The organism is Pseudazoarcus sp. NS36 (assembly GCF_059703705.1).
In genome coordinates this window covers 59474-84071 of sequence record NZ_BAAKJA010000003.1, presented here as the reverse complement: position 1 = coordinate 84071, position 24598 = coordinate 59474, and the positions used below count along the sequence as shown (strand labels likewise).

The following is a 24598-nucleotide window of genomic DNA, read 5'->3' as shown; positions in this document are numbered from 1 at the left end:
CGCTTCGCTTATTGCGCCCTACGGTCGGACTGGCACCCTCATCCCCTCTGGCTCGCCGAGTGCAGGGTGGTTTCGCCGGGGCAGTCCGGTCCTGCTGTCTGAGCGCAGCGAGTTCAGGACCGGCCGGTTAAACCGCCCGGAGCGAGGGAAGCCCGAAGGGCCGAGACGGCGGGGCTTCAGCCCGCGAGCTTCAGCGCTGCTTCATGCACCCGCGCCGGCTCATCCATGCGCAGGATGCGTTGCACACGTGGCGCCAGCTCCGAGTAGTCGGCGTGCAGCAGTTGCTGCTTGATCTCCAGCACGTTGGCCGGGTGCATCGAGAACTCGCGCAGGCCCATGCCGAGCAGCAGTCGGGTGTAGGTCGGGTCGCCGGCCATTTCGCCGCATACTGACACCGACATGCCGTAGCGCGCGCCGGCCTGGATGGTGCCGTTGATGAGCTTGAGCACGGCGGGGTGCAGCGGGTCGTACAGATGCACCACGGCGTCGTCGGTGCGGTCGATGGCCAGCGTGTACTGGATCAGATCGTTGGTGCCGAGCGACAGGAAGGACACGCGCTTCTTGAACATGCCGATGGCCAGCGCGGCGGCCGGCACCTCGATCATCGCGCCGATGTCGATGGACTCATCGAACTTCTGCTTGGCCGCCTTCAGTTCCTCGCGTGCCAGCGCGAGCATGGTCAGCGCCTGCTCCAGCTCCTGCACGTGCGAGATCATCGGGATCATGATGCGCAGCTTGCCGTAGGCTGAGGCGCGCAGCAGTGCGCGCAGCTGGGTGCGGAACATCTGGGGTTCGGACAGCGAGAAGCGCACTGCGCGCAGGCCCAGCGCGGGGTTGGGTTCTTCGCGCTGATGGCCGATCGACAGCATCTTGTCGGCGCCGATGTCGAAGGTGCGGATGGTCACCGGCTTGCCGGCCAGCGGCTTGACGACGGCGCGGTAGGCCTCGAACTGCTCGTCTTCGCCGGGCAGGTCCTCGCGGCCCATGAACAGGAATTCGGTGCGGTACAGGCCGACGCCGTCGGCGTTGACCGACTTGATCTGCGCCACGTCACCCGGCCCTTCGATGTTGCCGAGCAGGGAGATGAAGCGGCCGTCGAGCGTGTTGGCGGGGGTGTCGCGCAGCAGCTTGAGGCGCGAGCGCTTGACCTCCAGCTCGGTGCGGCGCAGCCGGTAGGCCTCGACAATGGCCTCGTCCGGATCGACGATGACGATGCCCAGCGTGCCGTCGATGATGATCAGTTCGTTTTCTTCGACCAGATCGCGGATGCGGTGCAGGCCGACCACGGCCGGAATCGACAGCGTGCGCGCGACGATGGCGGTGTGGCTGGTCGGGCCGCCGATGTCGGTCAGGAAACCGGCGATGTTGTGATCGCGAAAGCCGATGGTGTCGGCCGGCGACAGGTCGTGTGCGACGACGATGGTGCCGAGCCCGTCGCGGCGCTTGGGCGGCAGGTGGCCGGGGTGGCCGACCAGATCCTTGACCACGCGTTCGACCACCTGCACCACGTCGGCCTTGCGCTCGCGCAGGTAGGCGTCCTCGATCTGCTCGAACTGTGCGACGAGGTGGTCCATCTGCTGCACCATCGCCCACTCGGCGTTGCAGCGGCGTTCCTGGATCACGCTGCGTGCGGCGTCCACCAGCAGCGGGTCGGCCAGCATGATGAGCTGCAGGTCGACAAAGGCGCCGACCTCGCCATGCGCCTGCGAACTGGCGGCGGTGGCCTTGAGTGCGTTGAGTTCGCGCTTCACCGCCGCGACCGAATCGTCCAGCCGCTTCATCTCGTCGTCCACGTGCTTTTCGGCGACGTGGTAGTGATTCACCTCCAGCAGCGCGCGCGAGATGAGATGGGCATGGCCGATGGCAATGCCCTGCGAGACCGGCAGACCGTGGACGGTGAAGGTCATGCGCGCTTACTCCTCTTCGCCAAAGCGGTCGGCAATGAGCGTTTCGATGGCCTGCATGGCGTCGTCAGCGTCCGGGCCTTCGATGTCTACGATCACCGTCGTGCCCTTGGCGGCGGCCAGCATCATCACGCCCATGATGCTCTTGGCGTTCACGCGCCGGCCGTTGCGCTCCATCCACACTTCGCTGCGGAACTGGCTGGCGGTCTGGGTGAGTTTGGCCGAGGCGCGCGCGTGCAGGCCCAGCTTGTTGATGATTTCCAGTTCCTTGCGCGGCATCAGGGCCTCACTTGATGTGGAGTACGCCGTCACAGCCGCCGCTGATGGCGCGCTGGATCAGCGTGTTCATGTCTCGTTCGCGATAGGTCAGTGCGCGCATCAGCATCGGCAGGTTCACTCCTGCGAGGCCTTCGACACGACCCGGTTCGAGCAGCTTGCTGGCAATGTTGGAAGGCGTGGCGCCGAAGATGTCGGTGAGCACCAGCACGCCGTCGCCGGAATCCACCCAGTCGAGCATGCGGCGCGCCACCGGCAACAGGTCGAGCGGGTCGTCCTGCCCGCTGACGCCGAGTTGCACGATCTGCACCGGGCGCTTGTTGAGCACGTGGCTCACGCACTGGATCAGCGATTCGCCGAGCGTGCCGTGGGTGATGAGGAAGATGCCGATCATGCGCAGATTCTAGCGGAGTGCAGAGAGCGCGGGTCGGCGCACGCACGGTGCATGCCGGCCCGCGATCACCGCATCAGTCCAGGCCCTGGCTGGCGAGGTATTCCTCGTAGCTGCCGCGGTAGTCGATGAGGGTGCCGTCGAGCTTGATCTCGAGGATGCGCGTGGCCAGCGACGACACGAATTCGCGGTCGTGCGATACGAACACGAAGGTGCCGGGGAATTTGTCGAGCGAGGTGTTCAGCGACTCGATGGATTCCATGTCGAGGTGGTTGGTCGGCTCGTCCATGATCAGCACGTTGGGGCGCGACAGCATCAGCTTGCCGAACAGCATGCGGCCCTGTTCGCCACCCGAGATCACCTTCACCGACTTCTTCACGTCGTCGCCCGAGAACAGCAGCCGGCCCAGCGTGCCGCGCATCAGGGTTTCGTTGTCTTCGCCGGTGGCGGCCGCGGTGATGCGCGAATACTCGGCAATCCAGTCGGTCAGGTTCACGTCCTTGGCGAAGTCCGCCGAGTGGTCCTGCGCGTAGTAGCCGGGGTTGGCCTTTTCGGCCCACTTGATCTGGCCCTTCTGCGGCGTCAGCTCGCCCATCAGCAGCTTGAGCAGCGTGGTCTTGCCGACGCCGTTCTCACCGATGATGGCAATCTTCTCGCCGGCCTCGATCGGCATGCTGAAGCCCTTGAACAGCGGCTTTTCCATGCCCTCGTAGGCAAAGGTGATGTTCTCGATCTCGCAGGCCAGGCGGTGCAGCTTGTCCTTGTCGTCGTACTCGAAGCGGATGAACGGGTACTGGCGCGAAGACGGCTTCACGTCTTCCGGCTTGAGCTTGTCGATCAGCTTGAGGCGGCTGGTGGCCTGCTTGGCCTTGGATTTGTTGGCCGAGAAGCGGCGCACGAAGTCCTGCAGGTCGGAGATCTTTTCCTTGGCGCGGGCGTTGGCCGCCTGCTGGCGCTGGCGCGCCATCACCGAGGCTTCCATGTAGTCGTCGTAGTTGCCGGCGTACACGGTGATCGTGCCGTAATCCAGGTCGGCCATGTGCGTGCACACCTGGTTCAGGAAGTGGCGGTCGTGCGAGATGATCACCATCGTGCTGTCACGGTTGTTGAGTACGTCTTCCAGCCAGCGGATGGTGTTGATGTCGAGGTTGTTGGTCGGCTCGTCCAGCAGCAGGATGTCCGGGTTGGCAAACAGCGCCTGGCACAGCAGCACGCGCAGTTTCCAGCCCGGCGCCACTTCGCTCATCGGCCCGTCGTGCAGTTCGGTGGCAATGCCCACGCCCAGCAGCAGTTCGCCGGCGCGCGCCTCGGCGGTATAGCCGTCGTACTCGCCAACCTTGCCTTCCAGCTCGGCGGCGTGCATGTAGTCGTCTTCGGTGGCTTCCGGGTTGGCGTAGATCGCGTCGCGTTCCTGGATGGCGGCCCACAGCTCTTCGTGGCCCATCATCACCACGTCGAGCACGCGCTTGTCTTCGTACGCGAACTGATCCTGGCGCAGATAGGCCATGCGCTCCATCGGCTCCTTGGAGACGTTGCCGCCGCTCGCCTCGAGCGCGCCGCACAGGATCTTCATGAAGGTCGACTTGCCCGCTCCGTTGGCCCCGATCAGGCCGTAGCGGTTGCCATCGCCGAATTTGACGGAGACGTTTTCAAAAAGGGGCTTGGCCCCGAACTGCATGGTGATGTTGGCGGCGACGAGCACGGAAGATCCTGTTTTTGAAGCAAAAGAAAGGGCGGGATTATAGCCTACGCGGCCTGCTCACCGCAGGCCCTTCCCGCTTACAACCACTTCTGCAGCAACACCGCCTGCCCCGCTGCCGGGTCCAGCTCATACGGCGCGAAACCCTGCTGCACGTAGGCGGACATGGCCGCGTGGTTGCTGGAGAGCACTTCCAGCGTGAGCTTGCAGCAGCCCCGCTGGCGGGCGGCTTCCTCTGCCGCAGAGAGCAGGGTACGGGCGATGCCACGGCGGCGGTGGGTGGGCAGCACGGCGATATCGTGCACGTTGAGCAGCGGCTGCGCGGTAAAGGTCGAGAAGCCCTCGAAGCAGTTGATCAGCCCCACCGCCTCGTCGCCGTCAAAGGCCAGAAAGGAAACAAAGCCTGCGCGGCCGGCGAGCCGTTGCGGCAGCGCCGCGCGCACCGCGTCGGGCAGGCCCGTGCCGCCGCCCATGGGGTCGCGCGCGTAGGCATCGAGCAGCGCCACCCAGGCCGCTGCGTGGGCCGGGTCGTGCAGATCGGTTGCGATGATGCGCACGGCCCCGTTCATCTCACGCGTCCCGGCGCTTCAGCAGCAGGCCGCATTCCAGGTGATGCGTGTAGGGAAACTGGTCGAAGGCCGCTGCCGCCGCAATGCTGTGCGTGGCGCTCAGCGCCTCGGCGTTTTCGCGCAGCGTGGTGGGGTTGCACGAGATGTACAGCACGCGGTCGAACTCTGCCGCCATGGCCAGCGTGGCCGGGTCCAGACCGCTGCGCGGCGGGTCGACGAACAGCGTGGAGAAGCGGTAGGACGCCAGGTCGATGCCCTGCAGGCGGCGGTACTCGCGCCCGCCGGCCATGGCATCGCTCAGCTCTTCGCTCGACATGCGCAGCAGCGTGATGTTGTCGGTGCCGTTGGCTTCGATGTTGTACAGCGCGGCCTTCACCGACGATTTCGACAGCTCGGTGGCCAGCACGCGCTCGAACAGCGGCGCCAGCGCAAACGTGAAGTTGCCGTTGCCGCAATACAGCTCCAGCAGATCGCCGCCGGCCTTGGCACACTGCGCGCGCGCCCAGCCAAGCATCTGGCGGTTCACCTCGCCGTTGGGCTGGGTGAAGCTGCCTTCGATCTGCTGGTAGCGCAGCCGCAGGCCGTCGACTTCCAGCTCTTCAAGCAGCCAGTCGCGCTCCAGCACCACCTTCTGGCCCTTGCTGCGGCCGATGATCTGCGCGTTCAGTTGCGCGGCCAGCGGGCGCGCGGCGGCTTCCCACGCTTCGTCGAGCTTGCGGTGATACACGAGGCTGATCAGCAGCTCGCCCGACAGCGTGGCGAGAAACTCCACCTGAAACACGCGCTTGCGCAGCAACTCGTTGGCCATCAGCGCATCGCGCAGGCCCGGCATGGCCGCGCGAATCGACGCTGCAGCGGCCGGAAAATCATCGACAACCACCGGCTGCCTGGGGTTGGCGGCGTCGAACATCGCGTAATCCACGCGCTCGTCGTGGTGCCACAGGCGGAACTCCGCCCGCAGGCGGTATTCGGTGGGCGTTGAGCGAAACACCTCCGGCTCCGGCAGCCCGAGCGGCGCAAAGTCGGCGCGATAGCGCGCCAGCTTGGCTTCAAGTTGCGCTTCGTAGGCTTCGGCCGACATCAGGGTATTGGGCAGGGACATTTGAAACCGGGGGCGTGAGACAAGGGTTGAGACTGTACCGTGCGCACCGGCCGAGTACGCCGGGTATTCGGGGATTCGTCTGGAATCGGCGTAGCCGTCAGAAGCGGGATGGCCACGCCGCGCTCACCATGGCGCGCGGCCAAGCCATCCGTGCTGTCTTACACAAAGCGCGCGACGAAGCACTCGCCCTGCGGCGCACCTTCCGGCAACGGCAGCCACACCGTGCGTCCGCTGCCCGGAATGCGTTCCATGGCTTCGCCCGCCGCGTTCTCGATGCGCTCGGCCACCACGTCAAAGTTGCCCGCCGGCGTCACGAACTCCAGCCGGTCGCCGAGCCCGAAGCCGTTCTTGACCTCGACCTGGGCCAGGCCCCGCTCGGTGTCAAAGCCGGTGACCTCGCCCACCAGCAGGCTGCGGCCGGATTCCGAATGGCCGCGCAGGTAGTTCTGGTGGTCTGGCGTGCTGTGACGCTGGTAGAAGCCGTCGGTGTAGCCACGGTTGGCCAGGCCTTCAAGCGCGCCGAGCAGGCCTGGGTCAAACGGCCGGCCGGCCACCGCGTCGTCAATTGCACGGCGGTAGCTCTGCGCGGCGCGCGCCACGTAATACGGGCTCTTGGTGCGGCCCTCGATCTTCAGCGAATCCACGCCGATCTCCACCAGCCGGCCAATGTGCTCGATGGCGCGCAGGTCCTTGGAGTTGAGGATGTAGGTGCCGTGCTCGTCCTCCTCGATGGGCATCAGCTCACCGGGGCGGGTGCCCTCTTCCAGCAGCCAGGTCTTGCTGCCGCCGATGTGGCGCGGCCCGCCGCCCAGCGCCGTCGTCACTGCCATCGGCCGCGTCGCCGTGCCCACCGCCCCGGCATCCTTGGGGTTGCCGATGGGCATGGCGTTGCTCGCCACCACATCCCCCGCGCCGTTCTCCGCGCCCTCGTGCATGCGGTAATCCCAGCGGCACGAATTGGTGCAACTGCCCTGGTTGGGGTCGCGGTGGTTGAAATAGCCCGACAGCAGGCAGCGGCCCGAGTACGCAATGCACAGCGCGCCATGCACGAACACTTCCAGCTCCATGTCCGGGCATTCCTGCCGAATCTCCGCCACCTCATCCAGCGACAACTCGCGCGACAGGATGATGCGCTTCACCCCCAGGCTCTGCCAGAAACGCACGCTGGCGTAATTGGTGGTGTTGGCCTGCACCGACAGGTGGATGGGCATGTCCGGCCAGCGCTCGCGCGTCATCATGATCAGCCCCGGGTCCGCCATGATCAGCGCGTCCGGCCCCAGCGCAATCACGTCCTCCATGTCCCGCAGATACGTGCGCACCTTGCTGTTGTGCGGGCTGATGTTCGCCACCAGGTGGAAGGCCTTGCCCAGCGCGTGCGCCTCGTTGATGCCCGTGGCCAGCGCCTCCACCTTGTCGAAGCTGTTGTTGCGCACCCGCAGCGAATAGCGCGGCTGGCCGGCATACACGGCGTCAGCGCCATAGGCAAATGCGGTGCGCATCATGTCGAGCGAACCGGCAGGCGCGAGCAGTTCGGGGTTGAAGCGGGAGGGCATGGGGTTCTCGGTGGAGCGGGGGGAAGGGGCGTAATTCTACCGGAAGCTACTTGTCGGCTTTGCTTTGTGCGCTGAGTGGTCAGGAAGTCACGGATTGGGTTGTCATGGAATGTTTTGCTTTCCATGCATTCGTGCTTGAATCGGGGTAGTTGTTTTTGTAGGGCGGATTAGCGCAGCGTAATCCGCCGGATGTTCGTTTAATACGGCGCAATGCCCTTCGGTAATTGCGCCCTACGCGGTCTGCAAAATAGGATCGATCAAAATGAATAAATATGCCTACCTACTTTTAATCATTTCATTTAATGCAAATTCAGATGGACAGTATGGTTGTGTTATGAATGTATCGGGTGGCTTTAATTGGGATGGTGCGAGGTGGGAATTGACCAATTTCGTAAAGAATAATGTACTCATAAAAATTCACGGGAATGGAGAGAGGCTTGAATACAGAGAATCAGATCAAGCTCTAGACCTTTCATATACCTGCACAAAGAATGCCAATATTATTTCTCAGAAAAACTTTTTAACTTGCACTGGTGTCGGGGGTGGAAGCTTTCTAGTTTTTGACGAAAATCTTAAAACAGGCGGAGTGGCTAATCTTTTTGGCGCAGTTGCTCCAGGAGCAAAATATAAAGATAGCCTTGCTGTAGAACAGTTTACGTGCCAAAAATTTTAGAAGAGCGGCTACGAATTTCGTAATTTCGGATCCCCACTTCTTTCAAAATTAGCAAATAGGGGACACAAATAGCACAAATAGGGGACAGACCACGTTTTCCCCAGCCAGCCTCACCCCACCAACGTCCACCCCAACCCCAACACCGCACAAACCCCCAGCACGCGCAGGATGTCCTGCTTGAACTTCCACAGCGCGATGAAGGCGGCAACGGCCACCACGGCCGGGAACCACTCGAAGCCGCCCGCAAAGGGGGCTTCCATTGAGGCACGCGGCCACAGCACGTGCCAGGCGAAGAACAGCGCGAGGTTCAGGATCACGCCCACCACTGCTGCCGTGATGGCGGACAGCGGTGCGGTGAATTTCAGATCGCCGTGGGTGGATTCCACCAGCGGCCCCCCGGCCAGGATGAACAGGAAGGACGGCAGGAAGGTGAAGAAGGTCGCCACGCTGGCGCCGACGAAGCCGGCGAGGAAGAGGTTTTCCGAGCCGAATATCTGGTGCGTCCAGGCGCCGACAAAGCCGACGAAGGCGACGATCATGATCAGCGGGCCGGGGGTGGATTCGCCCAGCGCGAGGCCGTCGATCATCTGTGCGCCGGTGAGCCAGCCGTAGCTGTCCACGCCGCCCTGATACACATAGGGCAGCACCGCGTAGGCGCCGCCGAAGGTCACCAGCGCGGCCTTGGTGAAGAAGGCGCCGATGTCGCTCAGCGTGCCGGCCGGCAGCAGCCACATGCCCACAGCCCACAGCACCAGCCCCACGCCCAGCAGCTTGGCCAGATGCAGCGTGTTGAACAGCGTGTGCGGCAGGCGCGTGTTGTCATCAATCACTGCGGCGCCGAAGCTCTTGTCAGCTGAGCCGTGTCCGCCGCCCACGGCGAATTTGGCGGGCAGGAACTTGCCGCCGGCCATGCCGATCAGCGCCGCTCCCAGCACGATGAACGGGAAGGGAATGCGGAACACGAAGATCGCGACGAACGACAAAGCGGCGATGCCCCACATCACCTCGTTCTTGAGCGCGCGGCTGCCAATGCGCCAGGCGGCGAACAGCACGATGGCCACCACCGCCGGCTTGATGCCGGCAAAGATGCCCTGCACCAGCGGCACATCGCCATAGGCCAGATACACCCAGGTCAGCCCCGCCAGAATGAACAGCGACGGCAGCACGAACAGCGCCCCCGCCACGATGCCGCCCCAGGTGCGGTGCAACAGCCAGCCGATGTAGATGGCCAGCTGCTGCGCCTCAGGGCCGGGCAGCACCATGCAGTAGTTGAGCGCGTGCAGAAAGCGCCGCTCCGAGATCCAGCGGCGTTTTTCGACCAGCTCCTGATGCATGATCGAAATCTGCCCGGCCGGCCCGCCGAAGCTGATGAAGCCGAGCTTGAGCCACCACAGGAAGGCTTCGTAGAAGCTCGGGTGGGCCGGAGCCGCGTTCTCGTCGGGCGCGTTCGGGGCAGCGTGCGGTTCGGTCATCGTGAGGCTCGCAGTCGGAAGATCGGGATCGATACAGTTTGCGTAGGGCGGATTAGCGAAGCGTAATCCGCCGGATGATCCGGGCATGCCATGAGGCGCAGTTTGCACGGGCGCATGCGGCGCAATGCCCTTCGGTTATTGCGCCCTACTGAGGCTGAGTGCGCAAGGTACCCGGCTTCGCGGTCGGCTGCCATCCGCGCCGCAATTTTCCCGGTTGCTGCGACCGGTGCGCAATCGCGCGGTGCTAAAGTTCCGGCACGGATTCGCTGACGGGACGATGGGCCACGTCAGCAGGAAGGAGAGAGGGTTTGAAGAAGCAGCTCGACGTCGGAAAGCTCGGCCAGGTGTTCACGCCCGATTTGGTCGTGCAGCAGATGCTTTCCCTCTGCGAGCGCAAGGGCCGCACGTTGGAGCCGAGTTGCGGTGACGGCGCGTTCTCGCGGCGGATTCCGGGCTGTGTGGCTATCGAGTTCGACGCTCGTGTGGCGCCGGCCGGCGCGCAGGTGATGGATTTCTTCGCCTACCCGGACAGTGAGCAGTTCGACACCGTGATCGGCAATCCGCCCTATGTGCGCTTCCAGGACATCGGCGATGCGACCAAGCGGCTGCTCGATGGCACGCTCTTCGACGCGCGCAGCAACCTCGCGCTGTTCTTCATCGAGAAGGCGGTGCGGCATCTGAAGCCGGGTGGCGAACTGGTGTTCATCGTGCCGCGCGAGTTCATCAAGCTCACCTCGGCGCGCAAGCTCAACCGCCGGCTGTTCGAGCTGGGCACCATCACGCACTGGATCGAGACCGGCGATCACCGCATCTTTGACGGCGCGGTGCCCAACTGCGCGATCTTCCGCTTCGAGCTGGGCAACTTCACGCGCAAGACGCTGTACCGCGAGTGGAGTGGCGACTGGCAAACGCGCCGCTTCGTCGAGATGGACGGGCAGCTGATCTTCTCGTCCACCGAGCTGAGCGTGCCGCTGTCGTCCTTGTTCATGGTCAAGGTGGGTGCGGTGTCGGGGGCCGATGCGGTGTTCGAGCACCGGCAGGGCAATGTCGAGTTCGTCTGCTCCCGGACCATCGACACCAATGAAACCCGGCGCATGCTCTACAACCTGCGCCACCCGTCATTGAAGCGGCACAAGGCCCGACTGCTGGCGAGGCGTGTGCGCCACTTTGACGAGACCAACTGGTGGATGTGGGGCCGGACCTTCCACGACGCGCCGGGCCGCCAGCGCATCTACGTGAACAGCCGCACGCGCCGCCCGGCGCCCTTCTTCACGCACGACTGCGAGGCCTACGACGGCTCCATTCTGGCGCTGTTTCCCAAGGTGGAAGGCATGGACATGGCGCGGGCAGTTGAATTGCTGAACACGGCCGTGCCGTGGGCGGAGCTGGGCTTTGTGGTGGACGGGCGTTTTCTGTTCACGCAGCGCAGCCTCGCTTCCCTGTTGTTGCCCGAGGTCTTCAACGAATTGCGCCGCCCGCAGCAAGTGAGCCTGGGCGCGGTGGCGACTTCCGTACAACGCAACGTAGCCTGATGGCCCTGCCAACCCTGCCTGTCTGAGCGACGCCCGCCGATTCGTGCGATGATTGCGCCGCGTCCGAAACTGCTGCCTGTAGAGCCGATGGAATCCGAGATCCCCAGCGAAGAACCCGCCACCGAGGCCCCCAAGGCTGCCGGTATAGAACCGCGTGAAGTGTTGCGCCGCCTGCAAGAGGCGTCGCCGACCTTCCGCGACTGCAAGCCGCTGGCGCTTGGCATCGACAAGGCCATCCACGCGCGCTTCCCCGAGTTCGACCGCAAGACGGTGCGCACCGCGATGCGCATGCACGTGAGCTCCACGCGTTATCTGAAGGCGGTTGAGAAAGCCACCGAGCGTTTCGACCTCGATGGCAAGGTGGACGGCGAAATCACCGAAGAGCACCGCAGCCACGCCTCGCAGACGCTGAAGGATCGCTTTGCCGCCGCGGCCAAGCGCAAGCGCGACGAGCAGCAGCAACAGCAGGAACGCGAACGTGAGGAACAGGCCGAGCAGCGCAAGGCCGAGCGCCTCAATCAGCTGGTCGGGAAGTTCTCGAAGCGCTGAGTTAGCAGGCGCAGGCCAGAGAAGCCGCCTTGCGGCGCTTGTCTGACCTGCGAGTCACGTAGCCGGCCCTTCGCTGGCGCTCAGTTCCAGCAGCTTTGCCGCCCGCTGCGACATCACCATCATCAGCTTCATCCCCGCCCGCGTTGCGCCGACGAAGAGTTTGCGCTGCGTGCGCACGTCCAGCGTTGTGAAGTCGATCTCGGTGAGGATCACGCAGGGCGCGGCCTGGCCCTTGAAGCGGTGCACCGAGTCGATGAGGAAATCCCCCGCTGTGAATTCCGGCGAGCCGAGCAGATCGTAGCGCCCGGTCGAGGCGCGCAGGCTGTGCTGGCCGAGGCGTTCCAGCCCGGTGAAGCGTGAGTTCTCACGGCCGCGGAAGGTGATCAGCGCGATGTGCTCGCGCCGGAAGCCGAGGCCGATGGCGCGGGTGATGGCGCGGCGCGTGCGCTCCATCATCTCGGCTTCGTTGTTCCACACCGAAATCTCCACTTCCGAACCGGCCAGCGGGCTGCCGGCTTCCATCGGGCGCTCGTTCACAAGCTTGCGGTTGAGCAGCGTGACGATGTCCGAAGGGCTGCGGAAGTTGCGCTCGCTGGTGAGCCGCACCCAACCCGGCAGCGCGACCTCGGGCCGCTCGTAGAGATTCTGCATCGGGTCTTCGAGCCACCAGGCGCGGCCCTCGGGCGTGAGCAGGCGCAGCAGCGCGTCGCGCCATTCCTCGGCGAAATCCTGACCTTCATCGACGATGAGTTCGTCAAAGCGCGGCTCCACGGCCAGCGCGGCAAAGTCGCGTTCCATGCGCGCGAAAGAGTCGGGGCGGCCAAAGCTCGGGCGTTTGCCGGCGGCGCTGAGCATGCGGTCGCACAGCTGGTGATAGGTGGTGACTTCGGTGCCGGTGGGCGCAATGCGCGAGATGTGATCGGCCAGCGGGCGGTTGTAGCAGACGTAGAGCGCGCGCCGCCCGGCCGCCACGGCATCGGCCAGCACGGCCAGCGCGAGCTGCGTCTTGCCGCTGCCGGCGGTGCCGGTGACGCGCAAACGGTGCGGCTGCATCTCGATGCGCCGGCCCCATTCGGCCAGCCCGCCGGCCAGGCGTGTGTAGAGCGTTGTGGCCTGACCCACCAGTGCGCTGGTGTCGGGCACGAGCTGGAGTTCGTCAGCAAAGAAGCGGTTGATGCGCGCCACCACAGCCGGTTCGGCTTCATCGCTGGCCAGCAGGGTGCGTACCGTGTTGGCGAGCTGGTCACGTTTTGCGGCGTCGACGATGCGGCTCGGGTCGATGCCGGCACTGCCGGGGTCGCGCACCGTGAAGTCCGGGCAGAACAGCAGCAGGTCGAGCACCGGCTCCATGCCGTCGAGGTTGGTCTTGAGCCGTGCGCGCAGGTGGTCGGCGGTGCGCGCCAGTTCAACGCTGATGTTGTGGCGTGCGCGGATGTGACGTTTGACCAGACCTTCGGGCGTTTCGTCGAGAAAGCCGGCGACCTGCTCGATCAGCAATACCCGGCCGGACGGGCCCACCACTGCGAAATCGATGGCGCCGAACAGCAGTTGCTCGTGCTCGGCGCGCGTCCAGTGGATGCCGTGGAATACGGTGAAGCCATCGGGCAGGCCGTCTTCCAGCTCGGCCAGGGTGTCGAGCTTGCGCGCCAGCGCGCCGCTGGCGGGAATCTGGCGCCATCCTTCGGGGTGGATGCGGGGCATGGTCGGAAGCCGTGGTCGCGGATGTCCGCATGGTACGCGAAGCGGCCGGACGCGCGTGTCTGCCGGCTTGCGTCGGGCTGGTGTGGCGCCCATAGTGAAAACATCGGTGCGACTCATGCTCGGTGCATCACTCGCACCTCACAAGGAGGAGCCACCATGACCCAGTTTCACGCCCTTTCTGCCACGACGCTTGCCGGTAAGGTGCCGCTCGTACCTGCCCCTGCGGCGCAACCGTTGGAACGCCTGCTGGCCGAGCCGGCGCTGTCGGCAATGACGGATCTGACCCGCATCACTGCAGTTACCGTTCGCGCCGACGAGTTCGTCGAGGCGGCGCACGTGCGCATGCTCGAACGCCGCGTGCGCATGCTGTTTGCGGTTGATCACGCGGGGGATGTGGTCGGCCTCGTCACCAGCAACGATCTGCTTGGCGAAAAGCCCATGCAGATCGTGCGTGAGCGTGGCGTGCACCACGACGAGATCCGGGTGCAGGACATCATGACGCCGGCCGATGCCGTCGAGGCGCTCGAATTAGCCGATCTGGGCAAGGCCCGTTTGGGCGACGTGGTCGAGACCATGCGCGCGCACGGTCGTCAGCATGCCCTGGTGGTGCGTCGTGACGCATCCGGTTTGGCTCAGATCTGCGGTGTCTTCTCGTCGGCCGACCTGTCGCGCCGCCTGGGTGTGCCGGTCGTGCCGATGTCGGTGGCGCGTACCTTTGCCGAGATCGAGGAGACGCTGGCCAACGGCTGAGCGTCCGTCACCGGGCGGCTTGTGCGGGGCGGGGCGACGTGATTTCATGGCGGCTGTTTTCCGCCCGTCATGCCCCGCCGCCAGGAGCCGCCGCATCTTGAATCCCCCGCATCGCGTCGTCTGCAGCCCTTCTGCCATCTGGCCGGAGGGCGCGCGGTGAACGGCATCTTCCTCGCCATCGTCCTGATTGCCTTTGGTGCCGCGGCCTGGCGCCAGATCGGCCATGTGCCGGTTGAGGGCACGGCTGCGCCGATGGAGGCGCTGTCCAAGGGCATGATCGACGCAGCCACCGGTTCGGTGGAACTGGCGCTGGGGCTGGTCGGCGTGATGACGCTGTTCCTTGGCCTGATGAAGGTCGCCGAGGCGGGGGGGCTGCTGGTCATCATCGCCAAGGTCATCCGCCCGCTGATGACGCGGCTGTTTCCCGAAGTGCCGCCCAACCATCCGGCCATGGGCGCGATGATCCTGAACATGTCAGCCAATGCGCTGGGCTTGGGCAACGCCGCCACGCCTTTCGGCATCCGAGCCATGCAGGAGCTGGACAAGCTCAATACCCGGCCCGGTACGGCGACCAACTCGATGGCGCTGTTCCTCGCCATCAACACTTCCAGCGTCACGCTGCTGCCGACTGGCGTCATCGCCATCCGCGCGGCAGCGGGTTCGGCTGACCCGGCGGCGATTCTGCCGACTACGCTTTTCGCGACCATTTGCGCGACGATCGCGGCTGTTGTCGCCGCGTTCATGTATCGACGTTTCTTCCCTGTCGGGCCGCTCGACCCCGATGCGGCTCCCGTCGACCGCCCCTGGGTCGAGGCTGAAAGCGAGGCATTGCCGGACGACGGCGGCGGCTACCCGCTGTGGGTTTCGGTGCTGGCGCTGGGCGGTCTGTTCGCGCTGATCCCCTTCACCATCGTGTATGGCCGCGCCATTTCGCCGTGGATCGTGCCGGGCTTGATGGTGGCCTTTCTGCTGTTCGGCGCGCTGCGCGGGGTGCGCATCTACGAGGTCTTCGTCGACGGCGCCAAGGACGGCTTTCAGGTCGCGCTGCGCATCATTCCGTATCTGGTCGCCATCCTGGTTGCGGTCGGCATGTTCCGCGCCAGCGGGGCGATGGACTACATGGTGGCGACGCTGGGTGCTCTCACCGGCAAGGTCGGCCTGCCCGCCGAGGCGCTGCCGATGGCGCTGTTGCGGCCGCTCTCGGGTTCCGGCGCCTACGGCGTGATGGCCTCGATCATCAACGACCCGGCCATTGGCCCCGACAGCTACGTCGGCATGCTGGTGACGACCTTGCAGGGCTCGACCGAAACCACCTTCTACGTGCTGGCGGTGTATTTCGGCGCGGTGCAGATCCGCCGTATGCGCCACACGCTGGCGGCGGCGCTGACCGCAGACGTGATCGCCGTGATGGCTGCGGTGGCGATCTGCAGCTATCTGTTCCTCTAGAGCACGCTCCGCTCAGCCACGCACGCCGATCACGATATCCGACGGACTGACGATTGCCGTTGCTGCGGCGCCGACCGTCAGCCCGCATTCCGCCACGGCCGTGCGCGGCAACACGGCCACCAGTTCGTTGCCTCGCGCGGTTTTCAGCCAGACCTCGGCATTCACCGTCCCGGGTACCACGCGCGTGATCGTGCCGGGCAGGCGGTTGGGTGAAGACAGCTGTGCCGCATTGCCTGCGGTGCACAGATCCAGCCAGGGCGCCTTGATGATTGCCAGCGCTGCGCCGTCCGGCGTCAGCCCCAGTTCGACCACACCCGAACGCGCGAGCGTTGCCACCAGCAGTTCGCCACCCGCCAGTTCAAGCTCGACCCGGCTGGTCGCGCCGTCTCCGCCGATGCTGCGGATACGGGCCGGCAGCACGTTGCGCGCGCTGATTCCGCCGGGCTTGTGGTCGGTCTCGGTCACGTTATATAGTCCACTACACAAGTAATCGGAATTGCCATGCGTTCCAAAGGGATAATGGCGTCATGAAACCATGAATCGTTATACACAAGAAGACATAACATCATGAATCAGCGTACCCCGGAGCGCATTCTAGGACGGGTGTCGATCGAAGCCGAGGCCGGCTTTGCCTTCTCCGACACCCGCATTCGACTGCTCGAAGCCATCGATCACGCGGGCTCCATCAACCAGGCGGCCAAGGCGGTGCCATTGTCGTACAAGGCCGCCTGGGACGCGATCGACACCATGAACAACCTTGCCCCGGAACCGCTGGTGGTGCGTGTGTCCGGCGGACGGCAGGGGGGCGGCACGGCACTCACCGACTATGGTCGGCGGATGATCGCGCTGTACCGCGCACTCGAGATCGAGACGCAGGCCGCACTCGAGCGCGTGGGTGAGCGGCTGGGGCAGGACGGCCCCATCGATGTGGACGGGTTCCGCCGTCTGATGCACCGCATGAAGATGCGCAGCAGCGCGCGCAACCAGTTTTCCGGCCCGGTCGTCGCGCTGCGTGACGGCGAGGTGGATTTCGAGGTGCGTTTGCGCATTGACGCCGACACCGAGCTGGTTGCCACCATCACCCGCACCAGTGCCGAGAACCTCGGGCTGGCCATCGGCCGCGAGGTGTTCGCCTTCGTCAAGGCACCCTCGGTGCTGATTGCCACCGACCCCGACCTGCGCGTGACGGCGCGCAACCAGCTGTGGGGCGAGATCAGCGAGGTGCATCACGGCTCGGTCAACGATGAAGTCACGCTGGCCTTGCCATCCGGCCGCAGTCTGGCGGCCGTGCTGACCCACGAAAGCACCGAATCCTTAGTGCTGGTCCCCGGCAAGCGGGCCTGCGCCATCTTCAGGGCGTCCAGCGTGATGCTGGCGACCTATGACTGACGGCCGCAAGGCCACTTCCCCGGAGTTGTCCCATGTTCAGGAAATGCATCGCGGCGCTTGCGCTGCTCGTCACCCTCCCCGTCGCTGCCGCCGATATCAAGGTCGCTGTGGCGGCCAACTTCCGCGGCACGCTGCAGAAGCTGGCGCCGATGTTCAAGGCGGCGAGCGGCCATGATCTTGTGATCAGTGCCGGTTCGTCGGGAGCGCTGACCACGCAGATCCTCAACGGCGCGCCCTTCGACGTCTTCCTGTCGGCCGACGCGGCGCGCCCGGAGCGTCTGGAGCAGGAAGGTCGCGCGGTAGAGGGCACGCGCTTTGTCTATGCGCTGGGTGTGCCGGTGCTGTGGAGTGCGCGCGAAGGCGTGGTCGACGCCGACGCAGCCGTGCTGGAGCGGGGCGGCTTCCGCCATCTCGCCATCGCTGATCCCAAGGTCGCGCCGTATGGCAAGGCGGCCGAGGAAATCCTGCGCAAGCGCGGCGTGTTCGCTACCATCGACTCCGCCGGCAAGCTGGTGCGCGGGCAGTCCATTGGCCAGACCCACGGACAGGTTGCCAGTGGTGCGGCGGATCTGGGCTTTGTCGCGCTGGCGCAGGTCAAGACCGAAAGGGGTATCGCCGGCTCCTACTGGATTCCGCCGAAGGATGCCTATACGCCGATTGCCCAGGCGGGCGTGGCCCTCAAGCGTGCGGGTGATGTCGAGGCTGCGAAGCAGTTTCTGGAGTGGCTGCGTGGTGCCGAGGCGCGCAAGGTGATTGAGGCTGCCGGTTACGGATTCCCCGACTGAGGAAGTTGCATGCTGTCACCGCAGGACCTCACCGCGCTGTGGATCACGCTCAAGCTGGCGGTGATCAGCACCGCCATCCTGATCGTGCTGTGTGTGCCGCTGGCGTGGTGGCTGGCGCAGACGCGGTCGCGCATCAAGACCTTCGTCGAGGCGCTGGTGTCGCTGCCGCTGGTGCTGCCGCCCACCGTGGTGGGCTTCTACCTGCTGTTGCTGCTGGGGCCGTATGGCGCCATCGGTGGCTTTCTTGAAGATGTCGGCATCGGTCACCTGGCCTTCAGCTTCTCGGGGCTGGTGATCGGCTCGATGATCTATTCGCTGCCTTTCGTCGTGCAGCCGCTGCAGAACGCCTTCCAGGCCACCGGCACGCGCGTGCTGGAGGCTGCAGCGTGCCTGCGCGCCGGGCCCTTCGAGCGCTTCGTGACGATCTCGCTGCCGCTGGCGCGGCGTGGTTTCCTGACCGCCGCAGTGCTGTCGTTTGCCCATACGCTGGGCGAGTTCGGCGTGATCATCATGCTCGGCGGCAACATTCCGGGCAGCACCCAGGTTGCCTCGATCGCGATCTACAACCACGTCGAATCCATGGACTTCGCCGCCGCCCATCGCCTGGCGCTGGTGCTGGTGGTCCTGTCGTTCTCGCTGCTGCTGAGCGTCTATGCGATCAACCGGCGCTTCAAGGTGATGGGGGTGGCATCGTGACGATCGCGGCACGTTTCCGTGTCGATCGTGGCGACTTCGTGCTCGATGTCGACCTGAAGCTGCCGTCTCACGGTGTCACGGCGCTGTTCGGGCCGTCCGGCGCCGGCAAGACCACGGTGCTGCGCTGCATCGCCGGGCTGGAGCGGCTGGCGGATGGCCGCGTCGAGTTCGACGGCGAGATGTGGCAGGACGGCCGCGACTTTGTGCCGACCCACCGGCGCAGCCTCGGCTACGTTTTCCAGGAGGCCAGCCTGTTTCCGCACCTGTCGGCGCGCGGCAACATGGAATACGGCTACAAGCGCGTTCCGGCCGCCGAGCGCCGCATCGGCTGGGACGATCTGGTGGCGCTGCTCGATCTCGGGCATCTGCTCGACCGCCACCCCGAGCAGCTCTCGGGTGGCGAGCGCCAGCGCGTCGGGCTCGCCCGCGCACTGCTGACCAGCCCGCGCCTGCTGCTGCTCGACGAGCCGCTGTCGGCGCTGGATGCCGCGCGCAAGCAGGAAATCCTGCCCTACCTGGAACGCCTGCGCGACCAGCTGGACATTCCGATGCTGTATGTCAGCCATTCCCACGACGAGGTGATCCGGCTGGCCGACCATCTGGTGCTGATCGAGAGCGGCCGCGTGCAAGCGGCTGGCCCGCTGGTCGAGACGCTGGCGCGCACCGACCTGTCGCTGGCGCGGGGCATTGAGTCCAGCGTCATGATCGAGACGACCGTGGTTGCCCACGACGAGGCCTGGCATCTGTCGCGGCTGGCCTTCGCTGGCGGGGAGTTGCTGGTGCCGCGCTGTGCGCGTGCGCCGGGTGAGGCGTTGCGTGTGCGGGTGCATGCGCGCGATGTGGGGCTGGCGCGCTCGCGCGCCGAAGACACCAGCATCAACAACCAGATTCCGGTCAAAGTCGTTGAAGTTGCGGCCGCCGATGCTCCGGCCTATGTGCTGATCCGGCTGGACGCGGCCGGAGTGCCGCTGCTGGCGCGCATCACGCGGCGCTCGGCTGAGCGGCTGGGGCTGGCGCCAGGCTGCGCGGTGTGGGCGCAGATCAAATCGGCGGCATTGATGGAGGCGTGAAGCCCTTACTCAGCCGGGTGCTTGTGCGTGCGGTAACGCCACCAGGGCAGCACGCGGCTCATTGCCAGTACTTCGCCGCAGTGTTCCGGCGCATAGCCTGGCAGGTTCGCCAGCATGCGCTGCCAGTCTGTGTTGCCGAGCAGTTGAAGCAATGCCTGGATGCCCGATTCGGCCAGCGCCGACTTGAGGCAGGCGAGATGGTATTGCTCGTCGACGATGGGCACGAAGTCCAGTCCGCGCGCCCGCGCCGCCGCCTCGATGCCCATCCCGACATCGGCCTGGCCTGCAGCCACGGCCTGTGCGACAGCGGTGTGTGAGGGTTCGGCAGTGTCGAATCCGTTGATCGAGTCCGTAGCGATGCGCTGTTCGGCCAGCAACTCGTCGAGCAGCAGGCGCGTGCCGGTGCCGAGCGCACGGTTGGCAAAGCGCACGCGACTCCTGGTGAGGTCCTTCAGGCCATTGAGGTTGAGCGGATTTCCGGGCGCCACGATCAGGCCCTGCGTGCGTCGCGCGAAGCCGATGATCTTGTGCAGGCCCGGCTTGAGCATGGGCTTGTAGGTGCGATAGGCGAGCGAGCTGCGCGAGGGCTGCAGGCGGGTGTGGAAGCCCGCCATCATGCAGCGCCCTTCGTTCAGCGCGCGGATGGCGTCCACGCTGCCGGTGAAGCGGATGTCCAGATGCAGCTTGCTGGTGCGCGCCTGTTCGCGCAGCGCCGAGAGCGCGTCGTCGTGGCTGGCGTAGAAACTCAGCACGTGGGTGGAGTCGTCAAAGGCCACGGCGTAGGCGCGTTCAAGGTCGGCGCGCAGGTTGTCGATCTGCGCCTGCAGCCTCGCCTGTACCTGTCGCTCAGCCCACAGCAGCTTGGTGCCGAACTCGGTCAGCCGCGCCGGCTGGCCCTTCTCCCAGACGATCAGGCTGTGGTTCAGTTCCACTTCCCAGCGTTTCAGCTCGCCCCACACATGGCGGTAGGAGTAGCCGAGCTGGCGGGCGGCGGCGGAGATCGAGCCGTTGTCTTCGACCGCGTGGAGCAGGTCGATCAGCGGATTGCGTATCCGCGTGGGGCCGCGGGTGTCGGCCAGAACGTAGTTGAACTGAATCCTATGCACGGGGCTTCATATTGCTGAAAGTAATCACGATCAATAGATTACGCCAAAACCAGTAATGAACTCGCGACCATAGGTTGCCGCGCAACAGCATGGCAGCCGTTTCCCCCAGGAGTGATTCCATGAAGCCAGCATCTTTTGTTCGTCCGTTCCGCGGCCTCGTAGCCGCGTTTGCCATCTCGGCCTTTGCCGTTGCGGCACAAGCCGAATCCATCGTGGTCTCGTCGACCACCTCCACCGAGCAGTCGGGCCTGTTCGGCCACATCCTGCCGATGTTCCAGAAAAAGACGGGCATCGAGGTGCGTGTGGTGGCCCAGGGCACCGGGCAGGCGCTCGACACCGGTCGCCGTGGTGATGCCGACGTGCTGTTCGTGCACAACAAGGTCGCCGAAGAGAAGTTCGTCGAGGAGGGCTTCGGCGTCAAGCGCTACCCGGTGATGTACAACGATTTCGTGCTGATCGGTGACAAGAAGGACCCGGCCGGTACCAAAGGCAGCGATATCCACGCCGGCCTGAAGAAGGTCGCCGCCGCCAATGCCGGTTTCGTGTCGCGTGGCGACAAGAGCGGTACGCACGCCGCCGAGCTGCGTTTCTGGAAGGCTGCAGGGGTCGACAACATGGGCACGGGCTACAAGGAATGCGGTTGCGGTATGGGCCCCGCGCTGAACATCGCTGCATCCAGCGGCGCCTATGTGCTGTCGGACCGCGCGACCTGGCTGAACTTCAAGAACCGTGCTGATCTGGCCATCCTGGTCGAAGGTGACGAGCGCATGTTCAACCAGTACGGCGTGATCTTGGTGAATCCGGAGAAGCATGCCCACGTGAAGAAGGAAGCGGGTCAGAAGTTCATCGACTGGCTGGTGTCGGCTGAAGGTCAGGCCGCCATTGCTTCCTACAAGATCGACGGTGAGCAGCTGTTCTTCCCGAACGCCGACAAGTAAGGCGGGTTTGTTTCACGACGGGGCGCCTGCGGGCGCCCCGTCGTCGTTTGCGGGCTCGTGCTAGAGTTGGCCGTATCTTCCGGCCCGTTAGCTCCGATGACCCGCTCGCCACCCGATACCGTTGCTGTTGCCTTCACCGGCGCCTCCGGCATGCCCTACGGCATGCGGTTGGTCGATACCCTGCTCGGGGCAGGGGTTACGGTGTGGCTGCTGTATTCGCAGGTTGCGCAGATTGTTGCGCGGCAGGAAATGAATCTCGAACTGCCCTCTCGCCCATCCGAGGTCGAGGCCGCGCTGTCGCAGCAGTTCAACGCCAAACCGGGTCAGCTGCGCGTGTTTGGCCGTGAGGAGTGGTTTGCACCGCTGGCTTCGGGCTCCAACCCGGCCGATGCCATGGTGGTGTGTCCGTGCACCATGGGCACACTGGCCGCCATCGCGGCGGGTTTGTCGCAGAACCTGATCGAGCGCGCGGCCGACGTCGCCATCAAGGAAGGCCGCAAGCTGATCCTGGTGCCGCGCGAGACGCCGTTCTCGGCCATCCATCTCGAAAACATGCTCAAGCTGGCGCGCCTGGGCGTGGTCATCCTGCCGCCCAGTCCGGGCTTTTATACCCATCCGCAGACCGTGGACGACATGGTCGATTTTGTCGTGGCTCGCGTACTGGACCAACTCGGTGTTCCGCATGCCCTGATGCAACGCTGGGGTGCCGGGGAGGAAGAATGAAGGAAGTGTCGCGACTGCCTCTGTTTCCGCTGCAAACCGTGCTGTTTCCGGGCGGCCTGCTGCCACTGCGGGTGTTCGAGGCACGTTACGTGGATCTGGTGTCGCAGTGCTTGCGCGAGGGCTCGGCCTTTGGCGTGAACCTGATCGCCGAGGGCAAGGAAGTGGGCGCGCCCGCGCGCCCGCATGCCACGGGTACCAGCGCACGCATCGTGTCGTGTGATGCGCAGCAGGCCGGATTGCTGCAGGTGTCGGTGATGGGCGAGCGGCGTTACCGCATTGTCGATACCGAAGTCGGTCCCAACGGTTTGCTGATTGCCGATGTGGAATGGCTGGAAGAGCGCCCGCCGCAGCCGGTGCCGCAGGAGAGCGTGATTCTGGTGTCGGTGCTGCGCGCGATCATGAACGACCTGGGCGAAGAGCATTTCCCTCCGCCACAGCATTTCGACGACGCCGACTGGGTCGGCATGCGGCTGGCTGGCGTGCTGCCGATTCCGCTGCGTGCGCGTCAGGCACTGCTGGAGCTGGAACTGCCGATCGACCGCCTGCAGATCATCCGCAGCTATCTGGCGCAGCAGGGTCTCAAGAAGGACTGAGCAGGTCCGGCTGTGCAACGGCGTCGAGGATGCGTCGCACTGGTGCCGGCAGGCCGACCTCATCCAGCGCGTCGAGTGCCAGCCACTCCAGACCCGCTTCCGTCACCATCGCCGCGCTGGCCGGCGCACGCAGCAGCACCGGTTCGATGTCGAGCCGGAAATGCGTGAACACATGCCGCACGGTGGCAAGTGCCTGCGCGTTCGCGGTGATGCCGAAACGACGTCGCAGCCAGTCGTTGGTCTTTTCGCCGTCAGCGATTTCCGGCAGCGCCAGCAAGCCACCCCAGATGCCGGATGGCGGGCGGCGTTCCAGCAGCACCTGCCCATCCCGCTCGATCACCGCAACACGCACGTGACGTTGCGGCACGGCTTTTTTCGGGCGGGCCTGGGGTAGTTCGGCGACCCGGCCGGTGGCCAGCGCCACGCAGTCAGCGGCGAGCGGACAACGGTTACAGGCCGGGCGGCTGCGGGTGCACAACGTGGCGCCCAGGTCCATCTGCGCCTGGATGTAGTTGCCGCCGCGTTCCGCCGGCATCAGCGTGTCGGCCAGCGCCCACAGCTTTTCCTCGACCACGCGTTCGCCCGGAAAACCGTCGATGCCGAAGACACGGCACAGCACGCGTTTGACGTTGCCATCCAGAATGGCTGCGCGTTCTCCGAAACAGAAGGCGGCAATCGCGGCGGCTGTCGAGCGGCCAATGCCGGGCAGTGTGGCGATCTCGATGGCGCACTGCGGAAAACGTCCGCCGTGCTCCTGCACCACCGTTTGTGCCGCTTTGTGCAGGTTGCGGGCGCGGGCGTAGTAGCCCAGCCCGCTCCACAGCGCGAGTACGTCTTCGACCGGTGCAGCGGCCAGCGCCGCGATGTCCGGAAAGCGCGCGAGAAAGCGCGTGTAGTAAGGAATCACCGTCTCGACGCGGGTCTGCTGCAGCATGATCTCCGACAGCCATACACGGTAGGGGTCGCGCGTGGCCTGCCACGGCAGGTCGTGCCGGCCATGCTGTGCGTGCCATGCGAGCAGGCGTTCGGCGAACCGCGGTCCGGGCGTCATCGCAGTCCGTCCTCGACCGCAGCGCACAACGCGGGGATAATCGCGCCACCGGAACCTTTGATTTTGCTTACCGGTCTGCGTACATCCCCCGATTTTCGACCGGTCTCATTCATGTCCCAAACCCCGATTTCCCACGAATCTTTCACCCGCGAATTCCGCGACGCCCTCGGCATGTTTGCCACCGGCATCACGGTGGTTGCCACACGTGCGCCGGACGGAAAGCCCATCGGGCTGACCGTCAATTCCTTCAATTCCGTCTCGCTCGATCCGCCGCTGATCGTGTGGAGCCTGTCGTCCAACCTGCCGTGCGTGCCGATTTTCGAGTCCTGCGAATACTACTCGGTGAACGTGCTGGCGGCCGACCAGGACAACCTCTCCAACCTGTTCGCCTCGCGTTCGGACGACAAGTTTGCCGGGCTCGACATCGACACCGGCATGTATGGCGTGCCGCTGCTCAAGGGCTGCTGCGCGCGTTTCGAGTGCCGCAACACGGTGCGCCACGACGGGGGTGATCACATCCTGTTCATCTCCGAGGTCGTGCGCTTCGACCACGAAGAAACCCATCCGCCGCTGATCTACTGGGGCGGCGCCTACCAGCGACTCGCGCCGTGAGTTCGCGCGCCGCGATGC

General features: G+C 65.1%; 25 protein-coding genes. 13 read left to right on the top strand and 12 right to left on the bottom strand.

The window, feature by feature from the left end; all coding sequences use genetic code 11:
• Positions 1 to 176 precede the first annotated feature (176 nt).
• From ptsP to trhP, 7 genes are all read right to left on the bottom strand, one after another.
• Positions 177 to 1907: a phosphoenolpyruvate--protein phosphotransferase gene (gene ptsP / locus AC6H0R_RS05645; RefSeq protein WP_497580367.1), complete on the bottom strand. Its 1731-nt coding sequence runs from the start codon at positions 1905 to 1907 to the stop codon at positions 177 to 179.
• A gap of 6 nt (positions 1908 to 1913) precedes the next feature.
• Positions 1914 to 2183 carry an HPr family phosphocarrier protein gene (locus AC6H0R_RS05640; protein ID WP_497580366.1) on the bottom strand — a complete coding sequence of 90 codons (270 nt, stop codon included), beginning with the start codon at positions 2181 to 2183 and terminating at the stop codon, positions 1914 to 1916.
• 7 nt (positions 2184 to 2190) lie between these two features.
• Positions 2191 to 2574, bottom strand: a complete 384-nt coding sequence (locus AC6H0R_RS05635; protein WP_497580365.1) for a PTS sugar transporter subunit IIA — start codon at positions 2572 to 2574, stop codon at positions 2191 to 2193.
• 73 nt (positions 2575 to 2647) lie between these two features.
• Positions 2648 to 4273, bottom strand: coding sequence for an ABC-F family ATPase (locus AC6H0R_RS05630; protein WP_497580364.1), 1626 nt, complete (start codon positions 4271 to 4273; stop codon positions 2648 to 2650).
• A 77-nt stretch (positions 4274 to 4350) separates the two neighbouring features.
• On the bottom strand, positions 4351 to 4839 hold the full coding sequence (locus AC6H0R_RS05625) for a GNAT family N-acetyltransferase (protein WP_497580363.1): 489 nt from the start codon (positions 4837 to 4839) through the stop codon (positions 4351 to 4353).
• Between the two features lies 1 nt (position 4840).
• Positions 4841 to 5941: a tRNA (uridine(54)-C5)-methyltransferase TrmA gene (trmA, locus tag AC6H0R_RS05620; RefSeq protein WP_497580362.1), complete on the bottom strand. Its 1101-nt coding sequence runs from the start codon at positions 5939 to 5941 to the stop codon at positions 4841 to 4843.
• Positions 5942 to 6099: 158 nt separating this feature from the next.
• Positions 6100 to 7494, bottom strand: a complete 1395-nt coding sequence (trhP, locus tag AC6H0R_RS05615; RefSeq protein WP_497580361.1) for a prephenate-dependent tRNA uridine(34) hydroxylase TrhP — start codon at positions 7492 to 7494, stop codon at positions 6100 to 6102.
• Positions 7495 to 7756: 262 nt separating this feature from the next.
• Here trhP and AC6H0R_RS05610 point away from each other — a divergent pair, with 262 nt between their 5' ends.
• Positions 7757 to 8167 (top strand): hypothetical protein, encoded by a 411-nt coding sequence (locus AC6H0R_RS05610; RefSeq protein ID WP_497580360.1) that lies wholly within the window; start codon positions 7757 to 7759, stop codon positions 8165 to 8167.
• Positions 8168 to 8277: 110 nt separating this feature from the next.
• Here the strand turns inward: AC6H0R_RS05610 and chrA are convergent, their stop codons facing one another.
• On the bottom strand, positions 8278 to 9639 hold the full coding sequence (gene chrA, locus AC6H0R_RS05605) for a chromate efflux transporter (RefSeq protein ID WP_497580359.1): 1362 nt from the start codon (positions 9637 to 9639) through the stop codon (positions 8278 to 8280).
• A 308-nt stretch (positions 9640 to 9947) separates the two neighbouring features.
• On the opposite strand from chrA, the gene AC6H0R_RS05600 reads away from it, so the two are divergent.
• Together AC6H0R_RS05600 and AC6H0R_RS05595 are read left to right on the top strand one after the other, a co-directional pair.
• The gene (locus AC6H0R_RS05600; RefSeq protein WP_497580358.1) at positions 9948 to 11171 is read left to right on the top strand and encodes an Eco57I restriction-modification methylase domain-containing protein; all 1224 of its coding nucleotides are present in this window, start codon (positions 9948 to 9950) and stop codon (positions 11169 to 11171) included.
• Between the two features lie 87 nt (positions 11172 to 11258).
• Positions 11259 to 11720 carry a ProQ/FINO family protein gene (locus AC6H0R_RS05595; protein ID WP_497580357.1) on the top strand — a complete coding sequence of 154 codons (462 nt, stop codon included), beginning with the start codon at positions 11259 to 11261 and terminating at the stop codon, positions 11718 to 11720.
• Between the two features lie 54 nt (positions 11721 to 11774).
• Here AC6H0R_RS05595 and AC6H0R_RS05590 read toward each other — a convergent pair whose 3' ends face one another.
• Positions 11775 to 13421, bottom strand: coding sequence for an ATP-binding domain-containing protein (locus tag AC6H0R_RS05590; protein ID WP_497580356.1), 1647 nt, complete (start codon positions 13419 to 13421; stop codon positions 11775 to 11777).
• Positions 13422 to 13577: 156 nt separating this feature from the next.
• Here AC6H0R_RS05590 and AC6H0R_RS05585 point away from each other — a divergent pair, with 156 nt between their 5' ends.
• A complete protein-coding gene (locus AC6H0R_RS05585) occupies positions 13578 to 14171 on the top strand; it encodes a CBS domain-containing protein (protein ID WP_497580355.1) in 594 nt (197 codons plus the stop codon).
• A 69-nt stretch (positions 14172 to 14240) separates the two neighbouring features.
• Positions 14241 to 15617, top strand: a complete 1377-nt coding sequence (locus tag AC6H0R_RS05580) for a nucleoside recognition domain-containing protein (RefSeq protein WP_497580354.1) — start codon at positions 14241 to 14243, stop codon at positions 15615 to 15617.
• Between the two features lie 12 nt (positions 15618 to 15629).
• On the opposite strand, the gene AC6H0R_RS05575 is transcribed toward AC6H0R_RS05580, so the two are convergent.
• Complete coding sequence (locus AC6H0R_RS05575; RefSeq protein ID WP_497580353.1) at positions 15630 to 16082, bottom strand: TOBE domain-containing protein; 453 nt, start codon at positions 16080 to 16082, stop codon at positions 15630 to 15632.
• 102 nt (positions 16083 to 16184) lie between these two features.
• On the opposite strand from AC6H0R_RS05575, the gene AC6H0R_RS05570 reads away from it, so the two are divergent.
• From AC6H0R_RS05570 to modC, 4 genes are read left to right on the top strand one after another with little or no spacing between them, the layout of a single operon-like run.
• On the top strand, positions 16185 to 17006 hold the full coding sequence (locus AC6H0R_RS05570; RefSeq protein WP_497580352.1) for a TOBE domain-containing protein: 822 nt from the start codon (positions 16185 to 16187) through the stop codon (positions 17004 to 17006).
• Between the two features lie 32 nt (positions 17007 to 17038).
• Positions 17039 to 17791 carry a molybdate ABC transporter substrate-binding protein gene (gene modA, locus AC6H0R_RS05565; protein WP_497580351.1) on the top strand — a complete coding sequence of 251 codons (753 nt, stop codon included), beginning with the start codon at positions 17039 to 17041 and terminating at the stop codon, positions 17789 to 17791.
• Between the two features lie 9 nt (positions 17792 to 17800).
• Positions 17801 to 18487 carry a molybdate ABC transporter permease subunit gene (gene modB, locus AC6H0R_RS05560; RefSeq protein WP_497573044.1) on the top strand — a complete coding sequence of 229 codons (687 nt, stop codon included), beginning with the start codon at positions 17801 to 17803 and terminating at the stop codon, positions 18485 to 18487.
• Positions 18484 to 19557, top strand: coding sequence for a molybdenum ABC transporter ATP-binding protein (modC, locus tag AC6H0R_RS05555; RefSeq protein WP_497580350.1), 1074 nt, complete (start codon positions 18484 to 18486; stop codon positions 19555 to 19557). The genes modB and modC overlap by 4 nt, the downstream gene beginning before the upstream one ends.
• A 5-nt stretch (positions 19558 to 19562) precedes the next feature.
• On the opposite strand, the gene AC6H0R_RS05550 is transcribed toward modC, so the two are convergent.
• The gene (locus AC6H0R_RS05550) at positions 19563 to 20663 is read right to left on the bottom strand and encodes a substrate-binding domain-containing protein (protein WP_497580349.1); all 1101 of its coding nucleotides are present in this window, start codon (positions 20661 to 20663) and stop codon (positions 19563 to 19565) included.
• Positions 20664 to 20782: 119 nt separating this feature from the next.
• On the opposite strand from AC6H0R_RS05550, the gene AC6H0R_RS05545 reads away from it, so the two are divergent.
• The 3 genes from AC6H0R_RS05545 to AC6H0R_RS05535 all read left to right on the top strand — a co-directional run bounded on the left by AC6H0R_RS05545 (position 20783) and on the right by AC6H0R_RS05535 (position 22917).
• A complete protein-coding gene (locus AC6H0R_RS05545; protein WP_497580348.1) occupies positions 20783 to 21601 on the top strand; it encodes an ABC transporter substrate-binding protein in 819 nt (272 codons plus the stop codon).
• Between the two features lie 96 nt (positions 21602 to 21697).
• Positions 21698 to 22324 carry a flavin prenyltransferase UbiX gene (locus AC6H0R_RS05540; protein WP_497580347.1) on the top strand — a complete coding sequence of 209 codons (627 nt, stop codon included), beginning with the start codon at positions 21698 to 21700 and terminating at the stop codon, positions 22322 to 22324.
• Complete coding sequence (locus AC6H0R_RS05535) at positions 22321 to 22917, top strand: LON peptidase substrate-binding domain-containing protein (protein WP_497580346.1); 597 nt, start codon at positions 22321 to 22323, stop codon at positions 22915 to 22917. Before AC6H0R_RS05540 ends, AC6H0R_RS05535 begins: the two co-directional genes overlap by 4 nt.
• Here AC6H0R_RS05535 and mutY read toward each other — a convergent pair.
• Entirely contained in the window at positions 22904 to 23968 is a 1065-nt protein-coding gene (gene mutY, locus AC6H0R_RS05530) for an A/G-specific adenine glycosylase (RefSeq protein WP_497580345.1), read from the bottom strand. The genes AC6H0R_RS05535 and mutY overlap by 14 nt on opposite strands.
• Before the next feature lie 111 nt (positions 23969 to 24079).
• On the opposite strand from mutY, the gene AC6H0R_RS05525 reads away from it, so the two are divergent.
• Positions 24080 to 24580 carry a flavin reductase family protein gene (locus AC6H0R_RS05525; RefSeq protein WP_497580344.1) on the top strand — a complete coding sequence of 167 codons (501 nt, stop codon included), beginning with the start codon at positions 24080 to 24082 and terminating at the stop codon, positions 24578 to 24580.
• The last annotated feature ends 18 nt before the right edge of the window (positions 24581 to 24598 follow it).

Coding starts and splice junctions, on each gene's coding strand:
- AC6H0R_RS05525 (WP_497580344.1), top strand. CDS start 24,080: ATGTCCCAAACCCCGATTTCCCACGAATCTTTCACCCGCGAATTCCGC.
- trhP (WP_497580361.1), bottom strand. CDS start 7,494: ATGCCCTCCCGCTTCAACCCCGAACTGCTCGCGCCTGCCGGTTCGCTC.
- AC6H0R_RS05540 (WP_497580347.1), top strand. CDS start 21,698: ATGACCCGCTCGCCACCCGATACCGTTGCTGTTGCCTTCACCGGCGCC.
- AC6H0R_RS05610 (WP_497580360.1), top strand. CDS start 7,757: ATGAATAAATATGCCTACCTACTTTTAATCATTTCATTTAATGCAAAT.
- chrA (WP_497580359.1), bottom strand. CDS start 9,639: ATGACCGAACCGCACGCTGCCCCGAACGCGCCCGACGAGAACGCGGCT.
- AC6H0R_RS05570 (WP_497580352.1), top strand. CDS start 16,185: ATGAATCAGCGTACCCCGGAGCGCATTCTAGGACGGGTGTCGATCGAA.
- AC6H0R_RS05625 (WP_497580363.1), bottom strand. CDS start 4,839: ATGAACGGGGCCGTGCGCATCATCGCAACCGATCTGCACGACCCGGCC.
- ptsP (WP_497580367.1), bottom strand. CDS start 1,907: ATGACCTTCACCGTCCACGGTCTGCCGGTCTCGCAGGGCATTGCCATC.
- AC6H0R_RS05585 (WP_497580355.1), top strand. CDS start 13,578: ATGACCCAGTTTCACGCCCTTTCTGCCACGACGCTTGCCGGTAAGGTG.
- AC6H0R_RS05580 (WP_497580354.1), top strand. CDS start 14,241: ATGCCCCGCCGCCAGGAGCCGCCGCATCTTGAATCCCCCGCATCGCGT.
- mutY (WP_497580345.1), bottom strand. CDS start 23,968: ATGACGCCCGGACCGCGGTTCGCCGAACGCCTGCTCGCATGGCACGCA.
- modB (WP_497573044.1), top strand. CDS start 17,801: ATGCTGTCACCGCAGGACCTCACCGCGCTGTGGATCACGCTCAAGCTG.
- AC6H0R_RS05535 (WP_497580346.1), top strand. CDS start 22,321: ATGAAGGAAGTGTCGCGACTGCCTCTGTTTCCGCTGCAAACCGTGCTG.
- trmA (WP_497580362.1), bottom strand. CDS start 5,941: ATGTCCCTGCCCAATACCCTGATGTCGGCCGAAGCCTACGAAGCGCAA.
- AC6H0R_RS05590 (WP_497580356.1), bottom strand. CDS start 13,421: ATGCCCCGCATCCACCCCGAAGGATGGCGCCAGATTCCCGCCAGCGGC.
- AC6H0R_RS05635 (WP_497580365.1), bottom strand. CDS start 2,574: ATGATCGGCATCTTCCTCATCACCCACGGCACGCTCGGCGAATCGCTG.
- AC6H0R_RS05640 (WP_497580366.1), bottom strand. CDS start 2,183: ATGCCGCGCAAGGAACTGGAAATCATCAACAAGCTGGGCCTGCACGCG.
- modA (WP_497580351.1), top strand. CDS start 17,039: ATGTTCAGGAAATGCATCGCGGCGCTTGCGCTGCTCGTCACCCTCCCC.
- AC6H0R_RS05595 (WP_497580357.1), top strand. CDS start 11,259: ATGGAATCCGAGATCCCCAGCGAAGAACCCGCCACCGAGGCCCCCAAG.
- AC6H0R_RS05545 (WP_497580348.1), top strand. CDS start 20,783: ATGAAGCCAGCATCTTTTGTTCGTCCGTTCCGCGGCCTCGTAGCCGCG.